This is a genomic window from Sphingomonas sp. SRS2, assembly GCF_000971055.1.
Classification (GTDB): domain Bacteria; phylum Pseudomonadota; class Alphaproteobacteria; order Sphingomonadales; family Sphingomonadaceae; genus Rhizorhabdus.
The window spans coordinates 1-23,793 of sequence record NZ_LARW01000091.1; the positions used below are offsets into that span (position 1 = coordinate 1).

17 protein-coding genes and 4 pseudogenes are annotated in these 23,793 nt (G+C 64.6%); 13 read left to right on the plus strand and 8 right to left on the minus strand.

The features are described 5' to 3' along the window. Positions 1–127: 127 nt before the first annotated feature. The 4 genes and pseudogenes from WP12_RS12340 to WP12_RS12355 form a co-directional block, all read left to right on the plus strand. A pseudogene (locus WP12_RS12340) lies at positions 128–973 on the plus strand (Tn3 family transposase); the annotation flags it as partial. 405 nt (positions 974–1,378) lie between these two features. Beyond that, positions 1,379–2,007, plus strand: a pseudogene (locus tag WP12_RS12345) (transcription elongation protein SprT). Between the two features lie 74 nt (positions 2,008–2,081). Continuing rightward, the gene (locus tag WP12_RS12350; RefSeq protein ID WP_046194028.1) at positions 2,082–2,717 is read left to right on the plus strand and encodes an AAA family ATPase; all 636 of its coding nucleotides are present in this window, start codon (positions 2,082–2,084) and stop codon (positions 2,715–2,717) included. Between the two features lie 25 nt (positions 2,718–2,742). After that, positions 2,743–3,009 (plus strand): hypothetical protein, encoded by a 267-nt coding sequence (locus WP12_RS12355; RefSeq protein WP_046194029.1) that lies wholly within the window; start codon positions 2,743–2,745, stop codon positions 3,007–3,009. A 5-nt stretch (positions 3,010–3,014) separates the two neighbouring features. Here the strand turns inward: WP12_RS12355 and WP12_RS12360 are convergent, their stop codons facing one another. From WP12_RS12360 to WP12_RS12390, 7 genes and pseudogenes are all read right to left on the minus strand, one after another. Beyond that, positions 3,015–3,518, minus strand: a complete 504-nt coding sequence (locus WP12_RS12360) for an SRPBCC domain-containing protein (RefSeq protein WP_046194030.1) — start codon at positions 3,516–3,518, stop codon at positions 3,015–3,017. A 72-nt stretch (positions 3,519–3,590) separates the two neighbouring features. Next, complete coding sequence (locus WP12_RS12365) at positions 3,591–4,493, minus strand: replication initiation protein (RefSeq protein ID WP_152663978.1); 903 nt, start codon at positions 4,491–4,493, stop codon at positions 3,591–3,593. A gap of 965 nt (positions 4,494–5,458) precedes the next feature. After that, positions 5,459–6,785 (minus strand): annotated as a pseudogene (locus WP12_RS12370) (type IV secretory system conjugative DNA transfer family protein). Between the two features lie 2 nt (positions 6,786–6,787). Further along, positions 6,788–7,725 (minus strand): annotated as a pseudogene (locus WP12_RS12375) (HEPN domain-containing protein). A 2-nt stretch (positions 7,726–7,727) separates the two neighbouring features. Next, complete coding sequence (locus WP12_RS12380; RefSeq protein WP_046194031.1) at positions 7,728–7,991, minus strand: hypothetical protein; 264 nt, start codon at positions 7,989–7,991, stop codon at positions 7,728–7,730. Further along, positions 7,988–8,215 (minus strand): conjugal transfer protein TraD, encoded by a 228-nt coding sequence (locus tag WP12_RS12385; RefSeq protein WP_046194032.1) that lies wholly within the window; start codon positions 8,213–8,215, stop codon positions 7,988–7,990. The genes WP12_RS12380 and WP12_RS12385 overlap by 4 nt, the downstream gene beginning before the upstream one ends. 37 nt (positions 8,216–8,252) lie before the next feature. Next, the gene (locus tag WP12_RS12390; RefSeq protein ID WP_046194033.1) at positions 8,253–8,558 is read right to left on the minus strand and encodes a conjugal transfer protein TraD; all 306 of its coding nucleotides are present in this window, start codon (positions 8,556–8,558) and stop codon (positions 8,253–8,255) included. A 174-nt stretch (positions 8,559–8,732) separates the two neighbouring features. Between WP12_RS12390 and traA the strand changes: the two genes are divergently transcribed. From traA to WP12_RS24135, 3 genes are all read left to right on the plus strand, one after another. Then, positions 8,733–11,867, plus strand: coding sequence for a Ti-type conjugative transfer relaxase TraA (traA, locus tag WP12_RS12395; protein ID WP_046194034.1), 3,135 nt, complete (start codon positions 8,733–8,735; stop codon positions 11,865–11,867). A 7-nt stretch (positions 11,868–11,874) separates the two neighbouring features. Next, positions 11,875–12,597 carry a DUF6118 family protein gene (locus WP12_RS12400; protein WP_046194035.1) on the plus strand — a complete coding sequence of 241 codons (723 nt, stop codon included), beginning with the start codon at positions 11,875–11,877 and terminating at the stop codon, positions 12,595–12,597. Positions 12,598–12,870: 273 nt separating this feature from the next. Next, on the plus strand, positions 12,871–13,299 hold the full coding sequence (locus WP12_RS24135; RefSeq protein WP_268794732.1) for a TolC family protein: 429 nt from the start codon (positions 12,871–12,873) through the stop codon (positions 13,297–13,299). 299 nt (positions 13,300–13,598) lie between these two features. On the opposite strand, the gene WP12_RS12410 is transcribed toward WP12_RS24135, so the two are convergent. Beyond that, positions 13,599–14,210 (minus strand): TetR/AcrR family transcriptional regulator, encoded by a 612-nt coding sequence (locus WP12_RS12410; protein WP_160299220.1) that lies wholly within the window; start codon positions 14,208–14,210, stop codon positions 13,599–13,601. A gap of 169 nt (positions 14,211–14,379) precedes the next feature. Here WP12_RS12410 and WP12_RS12415 point away from each other — a divergent pair, with 169 nt between their 5' ends. The 6 genes from WP12_RS12415 to WP12_RS23465 all read left to right on the plus strand — a co-directional run bounded on the left by WP12_RS12415 (position 14,380) and on the right by WP12_RS23465 (position 23,785). Further along, positions 14,380–15,513 carry an efflux RND transporter periplasmic adaptor subunit gene (locus WP12_RS12415; RefSeq protein ID WP_443027868.1) on the plus strand — a complete coding sequence of 378 codons (1,134 nt, stop codon included), beginning with the start codon at positions 14,380–14,382 and terminating at the stop codon, positions 15,511–15,513. 6 nt (positions 15,514–15,519) lie between these two features. Then, positions 15,520–18,690, plus strand: coding sequence for an efflux RND transporter permease subunit (locus WP12_RS12420; protein ID WP_046194038.1), 3,171 nt, complete (start codon positions 15,520–15,522; stop codon positions 18,688–18,690). A 1-nt stretch (position 18,691) separates the two neighbouring features. Beyond that, entirely contained in the window at positions 18,692–20,128 is a 1,437-nt protein-coding gene (locus tag WP12_RS12425) for an efflux transporter outer membrane subunit (RefSeq protein ID WP_046194039.1), read from the plus strand. 759 nt (positions 20,129–20,887) lie between these two features. Next, entirely contained in the window at positions 20,888–21,658 is a 771-nt protein-coding gene (locus WP12_RS12435; protein ID WP_160299221.1) for a universal stress protein, read from the plus strand. 425 nt (positions 21,659–22,083) lie between these two features. Beyond that, positions 22,084–22,524: a hypothetical protein gene (locus tag WP12_RS12440; RefSeq protein WP_046194042.1), complete on the plus strand. Its 441-nt coding sequence runs from the start codon at positions 22,084–22,086 to the stop codon at positions 22,522–22,524. 880 nt (positions 22,525–23,404) lie between these two features. Further along, on the plus strand, positions 23,405–23,785 hold the full coding sequence (locus WP12_RS23465) for a hypothetical protein (protein WP_052730363.1): 381 nt from the start codon (positions 23,405–23,407) through the stop codon (positions 23,783–23,785). The last annotated feature ends 8 nt before the right edge of the window (positions 23,786–23,793 follow it).

The window sequence follows — 23,793 nt, forward strand, 5'->3', positions numbered from 1 at the left end:
CTCATAACGCCGCTCCCTTATCGGAGCGGAACGTCGTTCCTCGCATGGGCGATCGTCAACAACAACCAGCCCGTTCCCGACGTGTTCTCCAAGATGACCAAAATCGCAGCTTCGGGCCGACTGGGCCTACACCCATGTTTCCGATCAGCGCGGGCCCTACCACGTCAATGTGATCTCGGCCGCCACGCATGAAGCGCCCTATGTCCTCGACGGCCTCACCAGCCATGGCACCGATCTCAGGATCGTCGAGCATTACACCGACACCGGCGGGGCGACCGACCATGTCTTCGCCCTGTGCGCGATGCTGGGATTTCGCTTCTGCCCGCGCCTGCGCGACTTTCCGGACAGGCGGCTTGCGCCGATCGCGCCGGTTTCGGCCTATCCGTCCATCGCCCCGTTGTTGGGCAAGCGTATCCGCACCGACATCATCAATGAACAATGGGACGACGTACTGCGCCTCGTAGGGTCGATCAAGGCTGGCCACGTCGCGCCGTCGGTCATGCTGCGAAAGCTCGCCGCCTACGAACGGCAGAACCAGCTCGACGTCGCACTACAGGAAATCGGGAAGATCGAACGGACTCTGTTCATGCTGGACTGGCTCGAAAATCCCGATCTGCGCCGGCGATGCCATGCCGGCCTCAACAACAGCGAGCAGCGCCATGCCCTGACGCAGGCGATCTACACCTTCCGCCAGGGCCGCATCATCGACCGCAGCCATGAAGCTCAACAATATCGGGCATCCGGCCTCAACCTGGTCATCGCGGCGATCGTCTATTGGAACACGATCTACATGGACGACGCCGCCCAGCATCTGCGATCGGCAGCGGTCCCGGTCCCCGATGATCTGCTTGTCCATACGTCACCGGTTGGCTGGGAGCATATTGCCTTTTCCGGCGATTTCCTTTGGGATCGTGCAGCCGCTTCCGCTGGCCGCAAGGCCCTCAATCTTCCGCCGGACAGCCGCGCCGCCTAAGCGTTCCTCGGTTGTTCTCCCTTAGCGTTGTTTAGCGTACCTTCCACGCTACGCCCTCATATCGGGCGCGACCCTTCGGGCACGGCTCTATCTCCGCGTGACCGCTCCGACCAAGCCCGCGAGCGGTCTTGGCGCAAGCGTGACGATCCTCGCGTGAGGCAGGGGCGAGGCCCCTGCCCTGTCGTGCCGGCGTGCGCCGGCGTGGATCTTCGTTTGCGTGGGGAAAGGCGGTTCCGGCCGCCTCTCCCCCGCGACAGGAATAGACGGGCCGAGCCTCGCTGCGCTGCGGCCGCACCACCCCGTCGATTCCTGCCGCCCCCCTCTTCCGCCAGCGTTCTTGGGCGTCCGTGTTCCGGCCGATGGCACGGCCATCGCCGGACAGGCGATTTGAAGGGAGTAGAAGGCATGATGCAGGACAACCGCGAAAGCTGGCTCAACCGGGTGGCGCAGGGCATGGCTCCGCTGTTCGAGGCGCTGGACGCCCCCCTGCCCTCGCGTGTGCGCGTGGCGATCGGCTTCACCAGCAGGGGAGCCAAGGGCAAGGCGATCGGCGAGTGCTGGGACAACCGGCTAAGCGCGGACGGGCATTTTGAAATCTTCATCCGCCCGGACCTGGCGCACGCGGCCGACGCCATGCCGGCGCAGATCGCGGCCATCCTCGCGCATGAGCTGGTCCATGCCGCTGTCGGCATCCCGGCAGGGCATGGGAAGGCGTTTAAACGGGTCGCGCTGGGGCTGGGGCTGGTCGGGCCGATGCGCGCCACCACCCCCGGCGATGCCTTCCTTGCGGCGGTCGCGCCGATCCTGGCCGATGCTGGCCCCCTCCCCCATGCCCGTCTCGATACGGACGGGAGTCGACCGCGCCCAAGAAGCAGAAAGCCCGGATGCTCAAATGCGAGTGCGCGACGTGCGGCTATACCGTGAGGACCGCGCGCAAATGGCTGGAACTGGCCGGAGCGCCGCTTTGCCCGATCGAGGGGCATGGGGTCATGCAGCATGAGGCGCTGGACGACGATGATGAGCCGGAGGATTGAGCGTCACTTGTATATCATACCGATAGACAGATCATGCCGAACCGATTAACGATAGCTCGCACAGTGAGGGCGCTATGATATTGGCAGTTGGAAACACGAAAGGCGGCGTCGGCAAGACCACGCTCGCGGTCAACCTCGCGGTAGCGCGCTCGCTCGCGGGTCGCGACTTATTGCTGGTGGACGGTGACGAGCAGGGCACCGCCCTCACCTTCACCGAGCTTCGCGCCGAACGTCTTGGCGCGGCCGGCTATACGGCGGTTGCGCTCACCGGCGCGGCGCTACGCAGCCAGGTCCGCCAGCTCGCCGCCAAATATGACGAGATCATTATCGACGTGGGCGGACGCGACACCGGCTCGCTGCGCGCCGCGCTCACCGTGGCCGATACGCTGTTGGTGCCGGTGCAGCCGCGCAGCTTCGACGTGTGGGCGCTGGATCAGGTCGCGGCGCTGGTGGCCGAGGCGCGCGAGATCAACGAGGGGCTGCGTGCGGTCGCGATCCTCAACGGCGCGGACCCGCAGGGCGGCGACAACGAAGCGGCCTTGCAGATGATCGGCGATATCGAGGGGATCGAGGTGCTGCCCACGTCGATCGTGCGTCGCAAGGCGTTCCCGAACGCGGCGGCCGAGGGCAGGGCGGTGGTGGAGCATACGCCTCGCGATCCCAAGGCGATCGACGAGCTGGCCGCGCTGATTGGTGCGGTATTTGTATAGCATAATGATAGCGGAGTGAATTGCGATGGCTATCGCTCGTAAACCGAACAGCAAGCCCAAACCTCCCGCCGACGATGACGCGGCGGACGCCTTCATTGCCGGTGCAGCGAAGCCGGCGACGCCGGCGATCGAGGCGGCGGCCGAGGACGGGCCGCGCAAGTCGCCGGTCATGCTGCGCTTCGATCGCGTCTTGCTGGCGAAGGTCGATGCGGCGGCCAGGCGGCGCGGGATCAGCCGCAGTGCGTGGATTCAGTTCACCGTCAGCCGCGCGCTCGACGCCGGTGAGGGCTAGTCGCCCTAAACGGCGTCGCCCTGCTCGAACAAGGCGGCCAGATTTGCCAGCGAAGATGCCATGCCGGCGTGATGATCGGCCGCCGAAATGCCGGAAGGCACATCCTCGGCTGTCACCTCAACAGTGGTGCCACCTAGCGCCAGCGCCAGCCTCCACGTCATCGTCATTGTCCCGGCGAAAGCAGGATCGGCCGACTCGAACTCGAACGCTTGCTTGACGCACCGGCCCTGATCCAGCGTCAGAAACCGCCCTTTCACAACATCGGTGTTCGCCGTCGTCTTGGCGCTGCCGGATCGCTGATCGAAGGTGAGCGTGATTTGCAGCGCGCCATCTGGCTCAGGCTCGAACCTGTCGATGGTCGCGCGCGCACCTTCGGGCGCGATCCATCGGGCGAACTGGCTTGGCTCGGTGAGAGCCTGATAGACGCGCTTAGGCGTGGTCCGGATGAACCGGGAAGCGCGATCGGTGCGCCGATGTGCGCCGAGCGCGGAAGCCTGATCGTCCATCATAGTCAGCTCGCCATTGTCTTATCGCATTCCGTCGCGGCCAGGCACATGAAAGGTGAGTTTTGGGGTAGGGGCTCACCGTTCGGCGGCGGGCAGGCTAAAATCAACCAGCACCGGCATTTCGGGGATGCCGCCGCGCAGCTTGGCACGCCGCACAATGCTATGCTGGTCGATCAGGTTTTGCGCGTCCCGCCTGCCGCTCGACGTTTTCGGGAGCCACATCAGCGCGACCTTTTCGACCTTGCGGCCTTTCTTGATCGGCGTGAAATCAACATAGAAGGGGCAGAGCTTGTTGATTTCGTCCGCTGCCACCTTGAGGCAGTATTTGTTGAAGTCAGCGAAGCGTTCGAGCTTGCCTTCCGGCACGTTGAGCAAGCCGCGCAGCTCCGCGATCGTGAATTCCTCGCTTTGCTTGTATTCGAGGCCGATCCGCCGTTCGATCATCTCATAGAGGCACAGCGCATATTTCGACTCGAAACAATACATCACTTGCGTCTTGAGGCGCGCATAGACCTCGCTGTTACGCAGTATCTCGATCAGTTCTTCGGGGATGCGGTAATGCAGGAATCCGTCTTTTTCGAGGCTTTCGTCGCTGGGGCCGAGAAGCTGGACCCGGCGCTTGTAGCTCTTGCCGGCCTTGCGGATGGTGACGATCGCGATCGTGCCCATCAGGCGCAGGAGCGAGTTTTCAATGCGCTCATTGCCTTGGTGCGTGCCTTTCAGGGCCGTCTTGGCGATGCGATGGATAATCGGTTCGCCGATACGCTCCCAGGCATTGGCGATCAGGAGATTGTAGATTCGGCGATCGGCGAGAGTGAGGGGCGTCAGCTCGACAATATCGACCAGCTCGCCGGGTTTGACGATTTCCCCGTAATTGGCCGGATCGAAAGGATTTCCGCGCCCCTTCTGCGCAAGGGTGCGGGAAGGGGTGTCAACCGGGGCGAGCTGCGTCTTTGCACCGCCCAAAGGTGAGTCCATATGGGGCATAGGCTCACCTTATCATCAACGGTGAGCTAGGCAATTCCTAAAACTCGCCGTTCAATAATCGTGAGGGGATACCCCAAAACTCACCGTCGATATGGCGGCTACCCCAACACTCACCGGACTCGACCCCAAAACTCACTTTTACCGACCCCAAAACTCACCGAAGGCTACCCCAAAACTCACGCGACTCGACCCCAACACTCACTTTTCGAGGCCATTTCCCCAAGTTTTCTGCGGGTTTGAAGGCCCCTGAATCTTGAATCTAAGAAGAATCTTTGAATCAGAAGGCGAACGGTGAGTTTTGGGGTAGCCCTGCCTGTGGATAACTTCGCGCTGAATGCACCGACAGCGCCGAAAGAAGAAAAGAAGCGCCGCCTCTTGGGGCTTCGCCCCGCCGGCTCGCGCCCTACGGGCGCCCCGGATCGCTAACGCGATCCTCCCACCCGGCATCCCCATGATGAGCCGGCTACGCCGGCACGCTTTTGCTATGGATTGGCACCCAGCTCCACCGTCCCAGCCCACCATCGAACACACCACCAAGACCAACCGTCCAAATGGCTTTCCAGAAAAGCCAAGCGAATAGGGGGGCGATTCGATCGAGAGGGCAGGGGAGGCTGAAACGCCCCACAGGCGCGATTTCCGGCCCGCACAGCCTCTTTTCGTGCCTTCGGCAAGTTGGGAGAGGGCCGGACGGTCAAGGCGCTCTATGGGCTTTCCAGGCGTCCGATTTTCGGAGCCTAGATCTTCGGGGTTTCACCCACCCCGCTCGACCGGCCGGCGCTGGCGTCGATCGCCAACGGTGAGGACCTACCCCAAAACTCACTTTTGCACGCTCTGGGCCGATTTTCCGCGCTTCGCCACGCGTATTTACACGCCGAGTTATGGCGGAACGCCATCACATAGATATACAAACGATATCATATAGATTGCAGCTATGCTGGCGCGATCGTTTAAACGCCTTATGCAGAATCGAAGCGGCCCGCGAACTCGCGATCGGCATAGTATTTGAGCTTGGCGGCGACGATCGGCCGTTGCCCCGCGAGGAACAGGAGTTGGTAATCGTCGCGCAGCGTGCGGACTTCATCGGGCGTGAGCAGCGGGCGGGCGACATGCTGCTGGCCGAATGATATGCCGGTTTCCTGCGCGTCGATCGCGCGGCTCATAGTCTCGAACACGACCGTTTCCTGGCCGAGCAGATCGGAGACGAGCTTGGCGCTATCGTGATCGTTGACCCCGAATATCTGCAAGACGCCGGCGTTCGACAGGAAGGTGCCGGCGCTGCGCGGCCGACAGCACGCCGGCCGCTTCGCGATCGGACTTGCCCAGGTGGCGGTTGGCAGCGCGCGCGATCAGGCCCCGCGCCTGCGTGCTGGCCGACATTTCCCGGAGCATCTTCTGGAAATTGTCGGGCGCGAAGGTGAGGCAGTCGCGCACGGCTTCCAGCGTGCGGTCCTCGCCTTGCGCTTGGCCGTCACAGGCCACCCACAGGAGGATGCCGGCGATCAGCGCCTTGGCTTCCTCGTTCCAATGCGCCTCGCCAGCTTCGCCGGGAGCGTCATAGACCAGCGCGTCGGCCAGCGTCATGGCGTCGTCGGCGAGATCGAGGCCGGCAGGGTCAAGACGATCGAGCGGATTGAACGCGGCCGAGGGCAGGCCGGTGACGCCGAACGGGTCGAGGACATGGACCGGGCCGAATTTGGCGCGATGGCGGGCGGTGATGCGGGCGTTCTCGCCCTTGGGGTCGATGCAGACGACCGGGCCGGGATAGTCGAGCAGGTTAGGGATAATCGTGCCCACGCCCTTGCCGGTGCGTGTCGGCGCGATCGTCAGCAGATGGGCGGGGCCGGCATAGCGCAGCAGCTTGCCCGACTTGCGATCACGGCCGATCAGCAGGCCGTCGCCATTTTGGGCGAGGGGGCGCGTCTCGCGATCGGTGGCGAAGCGGGCCGAGCCGTGGGTGTCATCGCCGGCAGGGCCGCCATATTTCAGGATCAGCGGTTGGAACAGCGCGCGCAGCGTGACGAGGATGATGACCAGGCCCGTCAGCATCGTCACGATTTGGTAGATATTGGAATCGCGCGGCAGGCCAAGCAGTTTGCCCAGGATGAGCGGCACCCCAATTCCCAGCACCAAGGCGGTGATGAGAAACAGGACTAGGACGCCGAACAGGTGGCGGATGAGCGCGACCGGGCTGACGGCAAGGGCCGTGATCGCCCATATCGGCTGCGCGCGCGCGATGCGGGCAAGGTTGCGGATCGCGCGGCCGAGCTGGCGGAACCATTCCATCGTCAGGCTGTCCCTTTCCCATTGCTGGCGAGATGTTCGGCGCAGATCGCGGCGGCAACCGAGTGGAGGTGCCTCACGCGGTCGATGATCCAGGCCAGTTCGCGATCGGTGATTTCATAGGCGGGGGGATAGCGCGCCTCGACATAGGCGCGCTGGAGCTGCGCGAAGGCGCGGCGGGCGGCGCGGGTGTGGCGCGGCGGGCGGCGCGGGTGTCGCGCGGCCAGGCTTCGATCAGCCGGGGGTCGAGATTTTCGGCGATCGAGCGCAGGACACCGAGGCGGTGCGACTTGGGGCTGTAGAGCGTCAGGACCAGCAGCACGCCGTTATAGGCCCGCTCGACGGCCTGGTGGAGCATGAACGCGGCATCGCGCGGCACGCCATCGGCCATGCTGTCCTGCGCCAGCTTAAGCGCGTGCGCCGCGAGCGGGAACCAATGGTCGTGATGGCGCTGCGCTTCGGCGCGGACTTCCTCCGGCGCGAGCTGGCGCGGCGCGGCGAGGGGATGGCCTAGCGCTTCGTAGAGGGCGATGCCGTCTCGGGCTATGTCGGCGAAGAAGGGACGGCCGTGCGCGAGCTGGTCATTCACGTCGCGCAGCGAATGGACGATGAAATTGACCGGGGTAGCGAGGTGGCGTGTGACGGTCAGCTCGCGCACCAGATGATCGTCGGCGCGCGCCCACCATGTTTGCAGATCGGTGAAGGTGTCGGAGTTCACGACGACGAGCAGGTCATAGTCGGAGAGATAGCCGCTCGCGCGATCCTCGACCCAATCGCCGCGCGCGTAGGAGCCGAACAGGATCAGCTTGAGGATGCGCCCGCCCTTGCGCTTCTCCGATAGCCGGGTTTTGACGGCATCCTCAAATTCATCGAACAGGACGCGCGCGACCCGTTCCAGTTCGCGGCGCTTGGCGGCGGGTAGGTGATCCAGATCAGTCCGCATCATCAGCGATGGTCCGGCACGGAGATATGGGCGATGCCGGGAGCGGCGGCGATGGCGTCGGCGAGCTGATCGACGCGCTCCATCCGATCGCTCGACCAGTCGCGCGAGGCGGAGACGCCGCCCATGTCGGTCTGGATGGTGATAACGGGAGTCGTGGGCAGCAGGTCGAGCAGCGCCGCGAGCTTTTCGCGCATGTCGGGCGTGATCCGATCGAGGCAGGGACCGACAAGAAGGAGCTGCCAGGAGCGGGGCGGGGTGTCCGTCATCGTTGTTCCTCCTCTGCCGTTTCCTCCGCGTCGAACGCGCGCTTGCCGCGCCGCTTCCAGAGCGCCAGAACCGTGCCGGCATCGTCGGCCTGGACGCGCGCGGCGCAATCGAGCATTGCGCCGTAGAGGGTGGCGCGATCGTCGTCGGCCAGCTCGACCAGACCGGCTTTCTGGACGAGGCCGCCCAGCTCTATGAGGTGGCGGGTGCGTTCGCGTCGGGCCACGACCCATTCCCTCGTATCGGTGCGGCGCGCAGCGGCTTCAACGCGGTGCCTCGCCTGCGCCAGTCTCGTTTCCGCTTTCCGCGTTGCCAGCAGCGCGTCGCGAACCCTTGCGCCCGCGTCCTTGAAAGAAGGCCGCGCCTTTCGAGCGCCACACCTCCTTTTCTTCCGCGCTGGCGGATTCCACGGCGGCGAGCAGCGCGCCCGCCAGCACATCGAGATCGAGTGCGTCGGCCCCGGTGGAGGTGACGAGTTCGCCGAGCTGCTGGACCTTGCGCGCCTTGAGCGCCTTGGCCTTGTCGTTCAGGGCTTTCAGTTCCGCGTCATAGTCCCGAACCTTACGCATACCCTCTCCTGAAAAGCCGGTCACGTTGACCCCGATAGTAGCACGGCACGCGCGCGAGGAAACCGGAACCAGCAAAAAATGCGGCGAAGTCAATCACGCGAACGACAGAGAGTGTGAGTGCGCGCTTATACAACCTTGCGGTTGTGCGCTCAGAAGGACAGTATAGAGGCCGTCATGGCGATCTACCATTTCTCGGCCAAGGTCATCAGTCGCGCCAACGGATCGAGCGCCGTTGCGTCCGCTGCCTATCGTGCGGCGGAACGGCTGCACGACGACCGGCTAGGGCGCGACCATGATTTCTCGAACAAGGCCGGCGTCGTCCATTCGGAAATCATGTTGCCCGAAGGTGCGCCGGAGCGTTTAAACGACCGCACGACCTTGTGGAACGAGGTCGAGGCGGGGGAGAAGCGTGGCGACGCGCAGCTTGCCCGCGAGGTGGAGTTCTCGATTCCGCGCGAAATGAATCAGGCGCAGGGCATTACGCTCGCCCGCGAATTTGTCGAAAAGCAGTTTGTCGATCGCGGCATGGTCGCGGACCTCAATGTGCATTGGGACGTGGGCAAGGATGGGATGCCCAAGCCCCACGCGCATGTCATGCTGTCGATGCGCGACGTTGGGCCGGATGGGTTCGGGAACAAGAACCGGGACTGGAATGATCGCGCGCTGCTGAAGGAATGGCGCGAGGCGTGGGCCGATCATGTCAATGAGCGCCTTGCCGAGCTGGATATCGATGCCCGCATAGATCACCGCACCTTGGAGGCACAGGGCATCGACCTTGAGCCGCAGCACAAGATCGGGCCGGCGGCATCGCGTATGCCCGAACAGGGGCTTGAGGCGGAGCGGGTCGAGGACCATGTGCGGATCGCGCGCGAGAATGGCGAGAAGATCATCGCCAACCCGCCGATCGCGCTCGACGGCATTACGCGGGGGCAGGCGACGTTCACCACGCGCGACCTGGCGATGTTCGTCCACCGGCACAGCGACGGCAAGGATCAGTTCGACCAGGCCATGAGCGCGGTGCGGTCCTCGCCTGAATTGGTGGCGCTGGGGAAGGACGGGCGCGGCGAGGACCGCTTTACCTCCCGCGACATGATCGACACCGAGCAGCGGCTTGAGCGTGCCGCCGATCGGCTTGGCGCAAGGGAGGGGCATGGTCTCCCGGCAGCGTCGCTTTCAAGGGAGCTGGACGCCGCCGGGAGTGGGGGCATGGTGCTGGGGGGTGAGCAGCAGGCCGCTTTGGAGCATATAGTCGGCAAGGGCGATCTTGCCATAGTCGTCGGCTATGCCGGCACCGGCAAGTCGGCGATGCTGGGGGTGGCGCGCGAGGCGTGGGAGCATCAGGGCTATCAGGTGCGCGGCGCGGCCCTGTCGGGGATCGCGGCCGAGAATCTGGAAGGTGGATCGGCTATCCCCTCGCGGACGATCGCCAGCCTTGAATATCAGTGGGACCAGGGCCGCGAGCTGCTGACCAACCGCGACGTGCTGGTGATAGACGAGGCGGGCATGATCGGCACGCGCCAGATGGAGCGCGTGTTGTCGGCGGCAAGCCAAGCGGGCGCGAAAGTCGTGCTTGTCGGCGACCCGGAGCAGTTGCAGGCGATCGAGGCGGGCGCGGCGTTCCGCAGCCTCGCGGAGCGGCACGGCGCGGCCGAGATCACCACCATACGCCGGCAGCATGAGGACTGGCAGCGCGACGCCACGAAGGCGCTGGCGACGGGCCGCACCGGCGAGGCGGTCCATGCCTATTCCGGCCAAGGCATGGTCGAGGCGGCCGAGACACGCGAGCAGGCGCGCAGCGATCTTGTGGACCGCTGGGATGCGCAGCGCCTCGCCGCGCCGGAGCAAAGCCGGATCATCCTCACCCACACCAATGCGGAGGTGCGCGATTTGAACCTGGCCGCGCGCGACCGGATGCGCGCCAGCGGCGAGTTGGGAGACGATGTGCGGGTGTCGGCCGAGCGGGGCGCGCGCGCGTTCGCGAGCGGCGACCGCATCATGTTCCTGAAAAACGAACGCGGCCTTGGCGTGAAGAACGGCACGCTGGGGAAGGTCGAGCGCGTATCGCCCGACAGCATGGCGGTGCGGCTCGATGACGGGCGATCGGTCGCGTTCGACCTGAAAGATTATGCCCATGTCGATCATGGCTATGCCGCCACCATCCATAAATCGCAGGGGGTGACGGTCGATCGCGCGCATGTCCTCGCCACCCCCGGCATGGACCGCCATTCCGCCTATGTGGCGCTGTCGCGGCACCGTGACGGGGTGCAGCTCCATTACGGCCGCGACGACTTCGCCGATCAGCGCCAGCTCACCCGCACGCTCTCGCGCGAGCGGACGAAGGATATGGCGTCGGATTATCCCCGCGACCGCGACGCGGAGATTCGTGCTTTCGCCGACCGGCGCGGATTGTCGGGCGAGATCCGATTGCCGGAACGGGCGGAACGCTCGCCGGTGGAGATCCTTGGACCACGCGCGGGAACCATGCGCCAGATGGGCGAAGATCCACGCACGGTTCGCGATGCCGGCGACCGCGGCGCTGGCGAGGCGAAGGCCGCGGCCGAGCGGCACCCGCGGCGGGGTATGTTCGACGGCTTCCGTCCCGCGCCCGAGCGCCCAGCGCCGGAGCCGACGCCGGCAGGCGAGCGCGAGAAGGCGGCCCCCAGGCGCGGCATGTTCGACGGGCTGAAGCTGTCGGCCGCGCCGCTGAAGGGCGCGGAGCGCGCGCCGGTGCCTGCCGATCGCGGCCAGGGCCGCGACTATGCCCGCGCGGTCGAGCGGGCCTCGCGTTCGGCCGAGGCGGTGTTGCAGGCGCGAGCATCGGGCGCTCCGGTCCTTGAGCATCAGAAGGTCGCGCTCGAGCGCGCGACACAGGCGCTTGAGCAGATCAGGCCGGGAGCCTCGCGCGACCTGTCGGCGGCGATGCAGCGCGACCCCGCCTTGCTGCGCGAGGCGGCGGCGGGGCGTAGCGGGCCGATGCTCGACGCGATGGCCCAGGAGGCGCGCGTGCGGGCCGATCCGAACTTGCGGGCCGATCGGTTCGTGGAACGCTGGCAGGGGCTGAAACAGGAGCGCGACCGCCTCTATCGCGCCGGCGACATGGCGGGCCGGGAGCGCACGGGCAAGGAAATGGCGGGCATGGCGAAAAGCCTTGAGCGCGATCCCCAGGTGGAATCGGTCCTGCGTAATCGCACCCGCGAGCTGGGGCTTGAGATCGGGATGGGCCGGGGACGCGGCGTGGACAGCGGCGACCTTGGCCGCGAGCTGGCGCGGGATTTGGGGATAGGCATGGGGCGCGGAATAAGCCGGTAAGGAGAGGATGATGGAGGAGGATAATTATCGCGACAACGGCGAGGCCGGCGACGATCCGCAAGCGGCGTTCGAGCAGTTGCGCGGCGAGGTGGCGCTGGTGCGCCTTGCGGTCGAGGGGTTGGCCCGCGCGCGCGAGTCCATCGACATTCCCGATTATCAGCCGACGCTCGCCAACACCGAAAAGATATTGCTGGCGCTCACCCAGCGGGTCGATACGATAGCGAAAAGCCCCGCGATGAAACTCACCCCGGAGACGATGGGAGAGCGTGTAAACGCTTCGGTGGCGAGCGCGGCGGGCGAGCTGCGCAACCTGGTGCATAGCGCCAAATCGACGCTGGACGGGGCGGCGCGCGACCTGTCCGGCCTGGTGGCGTCGGCGCGGTGCGGCGACGAGCAGAACCGATGGCTGATTTGGACCGGCTTTGGTGGCGTGGTGTTCGGGATACTGCTTTATGCGTTGATCGCCGGCCTGATCGCGCGCGCCATGCCCGATAGCTGGCAGTTACCGGAGCGCATGGCGACGCGGGCACTTGCCGAACCGACGCTATGGGATGCCGGCACGCATTTGATGCAGCGCGCATCGCCGGCGAGCTGGGAGGGGATCGTCGCGGCCGTCAATCTGGCGCGGGACAATCGCGAGACGATCGAGGCGTGCCGCACGTCCGCCGTCAAGGCCAAGAAGCCGGTGCGCTGCACGATCGAGGTGAAGCCGGCGAACAATGGCCGCTGATCCCCATATCGTTGCCGTTTGGGTCAAGGGGTGGACCCTCGCCCGCGAAACGGCCCCACCCATCCCCTATGAAGATGGTTTTCGGGTCGATGTAGGCTGGCCGCAGCAGAAAACCCGCTATGTGTTTGCCACCATGTCGCCGGCGATCGGAGAGTTGGTGCGGGTGATTGAGGAACCTTGGGTGTTTCTTAAGGCGTGCGTCGGCGGGCACAACATCCCGTACGATCGAGGGTTTGGTGAGCGATTCCGCTGCATTTCAGCATCGGCCCGCTCATTTCCTGGAGCTTTCCCAACCGGGACGTCGCGCGGGCGCGGATCGATCAAGCAAGCGCGACGGCCAAGGCGACGCTCGCCGAGTTCGACGGCACGGTGTTACGGGCGCTTCAGGAGGCCGAGAGCGCGCTCACGCAATATGCCCATGACCTCGACGAGAATGCGCGGCTGCGCACTGCACGAGATAGAAGCCGCGAGGCTGCGGGGCTGCAAACGAGACTTGCCCGGGGCGGCGCGGTATCGAGCCTGGAAGTGCTGGATGTCGAGCGCACGCTTGCCAGCGCGGAAGCGGCGCTCGCCGCATCGAACACCAAACTCGCGTCGGATCGTGTACGCATCTTTCTGGCGCTGGGAGGAGGTTGGGGGGGCCAGTGCGCCTTGATTCTCAGCAAGCCGCCGCCTTGCGATCGCCAAGTCCTCAACAAATGATCTTGAAACTGCCCACGGAATTGCTGTTCCAAAATGTGAGTGTCACGCTTTTTGGCCACATGGTGCCATAATAAATGGTCAGTGTGAACGATACGGACGTTATTCCTCGGGCCGTGTGGAGGCCGCGTGGGGAGCCTGGTGATGGGGCGAGCGTGACGTGGCTGAATAGCCTGGCAAAAACGGCGTCACCTCAAGGTTTGTGCGCCAAACAACGATTTCGCCGACATAGTGTGAACATCGACATCAAGCGGCCGCTCGAAGATCCTCCGCGACATTGCGGGGACTCAGCGCGGACCGGCCTAGCGCGCCGGCAGGTGCTGGATTCCTTGACCCCGGGGCGAGGTCGGCTGATCCGGTGCGCCCAAGGCGCGCATCAGCAGACATGCCGTTTCGTGGCTTATCTGATCGACATCCGTCGCCGGCCCGATCATCGTGCGATGACCAAGGCCAAAAAAGCACGCCATCATGATCTCGACATAAGCTTCCAGTTCACCCGCCGTTGCATCAGGTCGGGTGAGTGCGGCGAGTCGGCGAACGCCATCGCGATAGCAGACGACAAGCGCGTTTAGTCGATCTGCGACCGAAGGATTGCGGCAGGCTTCTGCAAGAATCTCGAAGGAGAGGCCGCCGTCGCTCTTGATGATCGAGTCCTTCGCAATCGCCTTGATCGCGTAGAATACCGAATGCCCGTCCTGTTCGACCGTACTGAAAATCGCATGCATCTTCGCGATGCGCGCCTGCGTATTCTCCTCGACCAAGGCGAGGATAACATCGTCCTTGCCTTCGAACAGCCGATAGATCTGGCCGATGCTGACCGCCGCCTCGGTAGCAAGTTCGGCGGTCGTCGTGGCGTGAAACCCCTTGGCGTCGAACAGCTTGCGGGCCGCCTTGATGATTCTCTGTCTTGGCAACTGCTCCTGCCTCTTTTCAGCTATCTCCAAACGCCTCTCCAAATATTTCGCTTGTTCTCATATCGAACCTGCTGCACTGCGCCATACCGAAATGAGCGCTCATTCCGATATGTTAATGTTACAGATAAGGTGGTTCATGCGCCGTCCAAAGACAACCGGGATCTGGGTGATGGCTTTTGCTCTCGGGCTTACGGGCTGTGGCCAGACCTCAGCGCCTCCTTCCTCGCCGCCCGAGGTAGGCATCGTCACGCTGAGGACAGAGCCTGCGACGCTGACGAGCGAACTTCCCGGCCGGATCGCGGCCGTCGAGACTTCGGAGGTGCGGCCGCAGATCAGCGGTGTGGTGCGCCGGCGCCTCTTCACCGAAGGCTCCTTGGTGCGTGTGGGACAGTTGCTTTACGAGATCGAGGACGCGCCCTATCGCGCCGCGCTCGGCAACGCCGAGGGTGCGCTTGCGCGCGCGCAGGCGGCGATCAATGCGACCCGCCTTCAGGCAGAGCGCTATCGCGATCTGGTCGGGATCAACGCCGTCAGCCGGCAGGATGCCGACAATGCCGAGGCCGCCGCGCAACAGGCGCGCGCGGATGTGACGGCGCAGCGCGCGGCGGTTCAGGCGGCGCAAGTTAATCTCGCCTTCACCCGCATCCGGGCGCCGATCTCCGGCCGGATCGGCCGCTCGCTCTTCACGCCGGGGGCGCTGGTGCAGGCCGGCCAGGCTCAATCGCTCGCCACGATCCAGCGGACCAACACCGTCTACGTCGACGTCACCCAATCGGCGGCGCAGATTCTCGACCTCAAGGAAGCGCTCAGGGCCGGCGGCCTGGTGCGGGGGACGAACGACAGCGCCCACGTCCAACTGCTGCTCCCCAACGGGAAAACCTATCCGCTCGAGGGACGCCTGCAATTCTCTGAGGTGACCGTGGAGCCAACGACCGGAACGGTCACCCTGCGCGCGACCTTTCCCAATCCCGATGGCCTGCTGCTTCCCGGCATGTATGTTCGGGCGAGACTGGTGGACGGCATCCGTAGCGCGGCCATCCTTGCTCCCCAACAGGGCATCACACGCGATCCGCGCGGCCGCGCCACCGCGCTCGTCGTGAATGCGCAGAACAAGGTCGAGCAGCGGGCCGTCACGACCGACCGCGCGATCGGCAACCGCTGGGTTGTGACCAGCGGCCTCAAGCCCGGCGATCGGCTCATCGTCGAGGGACTTCTCAACCTAAAGACCGGAACGACGGTCCGCCCGGCCGCGCCGCAACAGGTGACCCGCGCCAGCGTGCCCCCGCGCGCATCGGCGGAGTAAGCGGCCATGGCGCGTTACTTTATCGACCGGCCGATCTTCGCCTGGGTGATCGCCATCGTCCTCATGCTGGCGGGCGCGCTCGCGCTGCGATCGCTGCCGATCGCGCAGTTTCCCAACATCGCGCCGCCCGCGATCGCCATCAACACGATCTACCCCGGAGCCGATGCCCAGACGCTCGAGAACACGACGACGCAGGTGATCGAGCAACAGCTCAAGGGAATCGACCATCTGCGCTATTTCTCGTCGACCAGCGACTCGGCGGGCAATCTTACCATCACCCTTACCTTCGAGCAGGGCACCGACCCCGACGTCGCCCAGGTGCAGGTCCAGAACAAGCTCGCGCAGGCAACCCGGCTGCTCCCGCAGGAGGTTCAGCAGCAAGGCATCCGCGTCACCAAGGCGGCGAAGAATTACCTGCTCATCGTCGCGCTCTATTCGGAGGATGGCAGCCACGATCAGGTCGACATCGGCGACCTGATCGCGGCGCAACTCCAGGATCCGCTTGGCCGGATCACCGGAGTCGGCGACACGTCGGTCATGGGCGCGCAATATGCGATGCGCATCTGGATCGATCCCTTCAAGCTCACGAACTACGGCCTCGCGATCGGCGACGTGAAGGCGGCGATCCAGGCCCAAAACGCGCAGGTTTCCGCAGGCCAGGTGGGCAGCCTGCCCGCCGATCCGGGGCAGGCGCTCAATGCCACGATTACGGCGCAGTCGCGCCTGCGCACACCCGAGGAGTTCCGCCGGATCCTGCTAAGGACCAATCCCGACGGCTCGAACGTGTATCTGTCCGACGTGGCGAGAGTGGAACTCGGTTCGGAGAATTACAGCTTCCAGGCGCGCTACAATGGCAAGCCCGCAGCCGGCTTCAGGATCTCGCTCGCGCCCGGCGCCAACGCGCTCGACACGGTGGACGCGGTCAAGGCCAAGGTCGCCGAAGTTTCCCAGCAGTTTCCGCCCGACATCAGGGTCGATTATCCGCTGGATACGACGCCCTTCGTCAAACTTTCGCTGGAACAGGTGGTTCACACACTGGTCGAGGCGGTCGTGCTGGTGTTTCTTGTCATGTTCCTGTTCCTCCAGAACTGGCGCGCCACACTCATTCCGACGATCGCCGTGCCGGTGGTGCTGCTCGGGTCGTTGGCGATCCTCTATGCGGCGGGTTTCTCGATCAACACCCTTACGCTGTTCGGCATGGTGCTGGCGATCGGCCTGCTCGTCGACGACGCCATCGTCGTGGTGGAAAATGTCGAGCGCCTGATCCACGACGAGGGGCTTTCGCCAAAGGAGGCGGCGCGCAAGTCGATGGACGAGATCAGCGGCGCGCTGATCGGCATCGGTCTGGTGCTGTCGGCGGTGTTCCTGCCGATGGCCTTTTTTGGCGGATCGACCGGCGTGATCTACCGCCAGTTCTCGATCACCATCGTCTCATCGATGATTCTCTCCGTGCTGGTCGCGCTCATCCTCACGCCGGCATTGTGCGCGACCATCCTGAAGCCCGCCCAAACCGATGGCGATCATCAGGAGAAAGCCGGCTTCTTCGGTTGGTTCAACCGCACCTTCGACCGCAGCCAAAGGCGCTATGGCAACGGTGTGCGCAAGGTCGAGCACCGATGGAAGCGATCACTGCTCGCCTATCTCCTCATCGTCCTGGGCATGATGCTCGTCTTCCTGCGTCTCCCCTCCGGGTTCCTGCCCGAGGAAGACCAGGGAATCATCTTCGCGCAGGTAGCGCTACCGACCGGCACGACGATGGAGGAGACGGCGCGCACCATGGCGCGGGTGCGAGATCACTTCCTTATGGAGGAGAAGGACAATGTGCAGGCGGTGTTCGGTATTTCCGGCTTCGGCTTTGTCGGCCAGGGCCAGAATGTAGGCATCAACTTCGTTCGCCTGAAACCCTGGAGCGAACGCGCGGGGAGAAGCAATTCCGCCGCCGCGATTGCGGCGCGCGCGAACGCCGCGCTCAAAGGCATTCGCGCCGGTCAGGCGATAGCTTTCATTCCCCCAGCGGCGGTCGAACTCGGCAATGCCAACGGCTTCGACCTGCAACTCAAGGACGTCGCCAATCTCGGCCACGACCGGCTGACGGCGGCACGGGACACCCTGCTCGGGTTGGCCTCCACAGACAAGTCGCTGGCCCAGGTGCGGCACAATGGCCTCAGTGATACGCCCCAGCTCAAGCTGAACGTGGATCAGCCGCGTGCGGGCGCGCTCGGGCTGGCCCAGGCCGATATCAACGACACTATCAGCACCGCCTTTGGCGGCGCCTATATCAACGACTTCATCGATCGGGGGCGCGTCAAGCGCGTCTACGTCCAGGCCGATTCCCATTTCCGCAGCACACCGGAGGCGATCGGCAACCTCTTTGTCCGGGGCGCCTCCGGCAGCATGGCGCCGTTCTCGGCCTTTGCCGACACGAAGTGGCAGTTCGGCCCGGCGCGCCTCGAACGCTATAACGGCGTTCCCGCCATGGAGATCATGGGCGCGCCCGCGCCGGGATATAGCTCCGGCGCGGCCATGGCGCGGATCGAGGAGCTCGCCGCCAAGCTGCCGAAGGGAATCGGCTTCGAATGGACGGGGCTGTCCTACGAGGAGCAACTCTCCGGCGGACAGGCGCCGGCGCTCTACGCGCTCTCGCTGCTCATCGTCTTCCTTTGCCTTGCCGCGCTGTATGAGAGCTGGTCGGTGCCGCTCGCCGTCATTCTCGTGGTGCCGCTCGGCGTGATCGGTGCCGTCATCGCCGCGACGCTCGCCGGCCTCAACAACGACATCTACTTCCAGGTTGGCCTCATCACCACAGTCGGCGTTTCGGCCAAGAACGCTATCCTGATCGTCGAATTCGCCGAAGAGAGAATGAAGCAGGGGCTGAGTGCTTCCGAGGCGGCGATCGAAGCCGCCATGCTCCGGCTGCGACCGATTCTGATGACCTCGTTCGCGTTCATTTTCGGCGTGCTGCCGCTGGCGCTGTCGTCGGGCGCGGGCGCGGGAGGACAGAACGCGATCGGCTGGTCGGTGGTCGGTGGCATGCTCTCGGCGACCATCCTCGCGATCTTCTTCGTGCCCATGTTCTTCATCGTCGTGAAGAAGCTGTTTCGCCAAGATCGCCCCCGCGCACCCGATCCGGAAGCCGCCAGGGCGCCGCTTGGCGACCCGCAAGCGCGGGAGATTTGAGATGACCGGTCGCGCGTTTGGTCTTGTCATCGCGGCGGGGATCGCCCTGACGGGATGCGACATGGCCCCGAAATATATCCGTCCGGCGATGCCCGTCCCCCAGGCGTTGCCCGCGCAGCCCGCCGAGACGACGGACGCGGCTGGGGGGGGGCAGCCGGCCGATCTCGTCTGGCGCAACTTCTTCGCCGATCAACGTCTGCGCGCCGTCGTCGCGCTCGCGCTCGATAACAATCGCGATCTCAGGGTGGCACTGGCCAATGTCGAACAGGCGCGCGCGCTTTACCGGGTCCAGCGCGCCGACTTGTTCCCGACGCTCGGAGTCGACGCGAGCGCCACTTACCAGAAGACGCCCGCCGGGGTCGTCAATCCGGGCGGCGGTCCGGATGGCGGGGGGGCTTCCGCAAGCGGAAGGGCCGACATCTATTCCGCCAGTGCCGGGGTCTCGGCCTGGGAGATCGACCTGTTCGGCCGGATCCGCAACCTCGACAAGGCGGCGCTGGAGCAGTATTTCGCCTCAGCCGAGAACCGGAATGCGGCACAGACAGCGCTGATCGCCGAAGTCGCGACCACCTGGCTTGTGCTTGCGGCGGACCAGGACCGGCTGCGGATCGCGCGCGATACCGAAAAGGCATTCGGGCAGACGCTCGACCTCACACGGGCGCGGTTCACCAAGGGCATCGCTTCGGAACTCGATGTCCGGCAGGCGCAGACGAGCTACGATCAGGCGCGTTCCGACATCGCCGAGACGACGACGCTCGTGGCGCAGGACCGGAACGCGCTCAATCTGCTTGCCGGAACGACGATCGCCACGGACCTGCTACCGGAACGGCTGAACGGCGATGGGGTGACGCTCGCGCAGCTTCCGGCGAACCTGCCTTCGTCCGTGCTGCTGCAGCGCCCCGATATCGCCGCAGCCGAGCACCGTCTGCGCGCCGCCAACGCCGATATCGGGGCGGCGCGCGCCGCCTTCTTTCCGAGGATCTCGCTCACGGCCGCGTTCGGAACGCTCAGCTCCGGGCTGTCCAACCTGTTCGGCAACGGCAGTGACTTCTGGTCGGTCACGCCCGCCGCCTCGCTGCCGATCTTCGATTCCGGGCGCAATCGCGGCAATCTGCGCTACGCCCAAGCGACACGCGACGCGATGATTGCGCAATATGAACGGACGATCCAGAGCGGCTTTCGCGAGGTTGCCGATGCGCTGGCGCGCCGCGGGACCATCACCGCCCAACTGGAAGCGCAGGCGTCGCTGCGCGATGCTGCGGCCGGAGCATACCAGCTATCCGAAGCGCGCTTCCGGGCCGGGATCGACCCGTTCCTGGCCACACTCGATTCGCAGCGAACGCTCTACGGCGCGGAGCGGAGCCTGCTGGCCACGCGCCTTGTCCGGGAAACCAACGCCGTCGAGCTCTATCGGGCGCTCGGCGGCGGATTGCGGTGAGACAGTCTTGACTGGCGTTCCAATAGAGCCTAGCCCACCACAAACGGAGTGAGGGCTCATTCCGATATGGATGAGAGAGGATCGCGCATTGGAGAAAGGCCTTCTTCTGCCATTCTCCAATCCGGATGCGCGGCACGAAGCCGCTCCGGACCGCTTCTACACCGGTCCCCCCTTGGGAGGCGGAGAGCCCGGCGAACCCTGCGCTCGGTTCCCGTCTGCCGACCCGCCAGTCAATAGCTCCCGAAACGCGCCCGAGCTCCCAGGAGCGCTGCGATCGGCTGGCGGGATTTCTGCAATCGCTGTATCAAAGGACATCCGGCCCGATGGGCAGCCGGGATGTAGTGCAGCAGGAGTAGCTCGCCTCGTCGAATGCCATCAGCACATAACTTGGCCAACGCAATTATGTGTCGCGGAGGGGTATGACGGTGCTTCGCTCACTTGGTTGGAACGGAGCGCGATCTGGATCGGCATGAAAGATGCGGCCGCCGGCCATGCGCCGCTCCGGCCCGGATCAACTTGGGCAGCGCGACTCTATCAGAGCTGTCGCCGATGGACTGCTCTATCAAGCCCGCTGCCGCTTGCCGATCCATATCTTGAAACGCTGCGCTGCTTTGGTCTGCAAATCAGTCAGCATGCCGCTGTCCTGATCGAGGACAACCGTGAACCGGAGGGCCGTAACCCTTGATGCCGGTCTGGAGAGATATCGCGGTTTTCCTCGATGCCACGCCGGTGGGCGAACATATAGGTCGTCATGCGGCTATGCTCGCGCAACGCCATAAAGCGCATCTGGTAGGCGTCTATGGCGTGTCCCACGAAAGTCTGCACCCGGCCGAAACCCATGCGAGAGGCTCGAGGGCGATGGGAGAGGTCATGGCGCGGCAACGTCATGTAGATGAAGAGAAGGTGCTCGCTGCCGCCCGCCACTTTGGCGACCTGGTCCGCGAGCATCAAATCGGCTCGGAATTTCGCATCGTGTGGAGAAATGCTCTTGGCGACGACGGCATTTTACGAGCGCTGCATTGCGATCTCATTGTCGCGGCACATCCCAAACCGGCAGACCTTCCGGCAGGCTGGTCGGCCGAGCGACTGCTGCTAACCACCGGCATTCCGGTGTTGCTGGTCCCCAATGGGTGGCAGGGGGAGACGATCGGCGAGAATGTGCTGATCGCATGGAATCGCAGCCGCGAGGCGCGGCGGGCGGTCAATGATGCGATGCCTTTCATCAACGCGGCTGGCCGTGTGACGATCCTGACCGTCGACAGCGACCGACATCCCGATCATTTCGGTCCTGAACCCGGCTCCAACCTTCTTGAGCACCTTTCCAGGCACGGTGCGCATGTCGATATCGCGAACATCTCCTCCGGGGGGGCGCCAGTCGCGGAAGTCATTCTTGGCGAGGCGGCCACGCGCAATGCCGATCTGGTGGTGATTGGGGCGTATAGCCATCCGCGCACCGCCGAAATCCTCTTTGGCGGCGTTACCCGGTCCTTGCTGTCCGGCGCTCACCTTCCGTTGCTGATCTCCCGATGAAATCCGGGGCACGGATGCGGCAGCCGCCTATAAAAGGACGGGCGCGTGCATCCGGTGGCCGCGGGGCACTGCTAACCGGGATTTGAGATGGTCGGCCCGGTGACCTACTTGCAAAGGCTCTTAGCGTGCAGCGGCCAACCACCGCCTTCCTTGGCAGCCCGTCTGGCCAGAAACTGGCGACTTCGCGACCGCCGGAGTGACTGGTCGCTGACGGGGATTCGTGCCTCTTCGATGGCGGGGTCGGGGACCGCCTGCGACCCTATCGCGAGGTCGCGCGGCGTCATATCGCTATGTTATGCGCTGCAAATGTGGCCCGGCCGGGATACCGCCAGCGATAGGGGTTGCCAGCGGCCGGATGATACCAGCCGTTCTGCCCGGGCCAGAGTTCTACTCATCGGACATCCAATCACCTGCACCCGCTCAACATGGCGCTGCTTTCCGGCGTGGCCACGTGTGATGGAACGATGAACACTCAGCCGGCCGATCTCCTCATTCCCGTCACGCTCCAGGACGGAACCCGTATTTGGCTTCGGGCCGACGAGATCGCATATGTCGAGCCTGTCGGCCGAGGCGCCTTGATCCACCGCGATTCGGGCGAACCATTGATGGTGGTGCATGACGCACGGACCGTGGAACTCCGCGTGATCGTCGCGCTGGCCGGCCGCGCTGACACCCAGGAATACCCTGCAGGCGAGACGTCCGAGCCTGAGGATCCGATACGGCGTGAGGCTGATCGGGCAAGCATCGCCCCGCCTCCTGAACGCGAATCGCTGAACCGGCGTGCGAAACGCCTCTTGCGCGCGCGCGTCAGCCTCCCTTCGCTCATGATCGGAGGCGCGCGCCGGCGGCCTGGTGATAAGCTCTAGCGTTGGTCATGCGATAACCACCAGGGTGGAAACCCGGTATGCGCCGGCCGCCGCCACGAATATTTACTGGCCGAAATCAGAGGACGAAAAACTCACGCGACGCGCTCGGAATTGGGAAAAGGCCGCTCCAACCTCAAAGAACATTTCGCTCCTTGGTTGACGAGGTGACGCAGGAGGGTTACTCCCTTAATGGGAGTGAGCGCTCACTCCACTGGAAAGGATAATGTACGTGGAGGGAAGCCGATCAATCACGATATGCTTCTCGATCCCAAGAGATCGTGCGCGCCCTTTTGCCAGTCGCGCGAGCGTGAGGGGACGTCCTCTCTGTCTCCAACGCTTGCCGCTGTCTTGTCAGCCCTTACCGGTTGGCGGGCATGCGTTCACCGGATCCCCCCTCCGGTATGGCTTTGCCTGCCGTCCTGCCAGCCGATTATCCCGAAGCCGCGTGGCGTGTCTCCCTGGGTCACAGGCGTTGGCTGGCAGGACCCCTTTCAGATCGGACCCGCGCGACCCTTGTCCGTCTCCTGCGATGCGATCGCCTGGCTTTCGGCCGAGCGGCGGAAGGAACCTCGAATGAGCCATGATACGACCGGACCGGACCGTCACAGACCGATCCTGCATCTGCGCCGAGCCATCGGCTCGACCAGTATAGCCGGGCCCGATTCAACGTGCTTATCCCCTGTCGATCGGGCAACGGAGCAAGGCACTGGCCGCAATCGGCCTGATGCCGCACGGCGCAAGCGTCAAGGCGGCAGGCGTGAAGAATGAATCGCCGCATCATCAATTGCGGTGCGCTGCGGCACCTAGTCGCGATCATGCCCGCTGTCGCGCGAGAATCAGGCTTTTCCAACCTCAAGAGTCATGAGGAAGCGCAGCGCATATGAGGCTATTTCATCATCCCAGGATATCGACGGCCGCTATTCTTGTCCTGCTGGCGTCCACCACGGTCACATTGACAGGGTGCGGACAGGACACCGGCACGGATGGCGCGGAGAACACCACCGTCGAGAATGTGCAGGTGACGCTGCCGCCATCGATCAAAGCGAGCCACCCCTATCGCTGCGAGGACAATAGCGTCGTCACGATCGATTTCCTCTCCGACGACGTGACAATCAATCTGCGCAGCGAAGGTACCATATCCCAGCTTAAGGCGCCCGTACCCGGCGAAGCGTTCACCGATGGCAAGCACACGGTAGCCGGCGACGGGGCCGCCATAGAACTCACCAGGCCGGGCAAGAAACCCCAGACCTGCAAGATGTGATGTTGGCG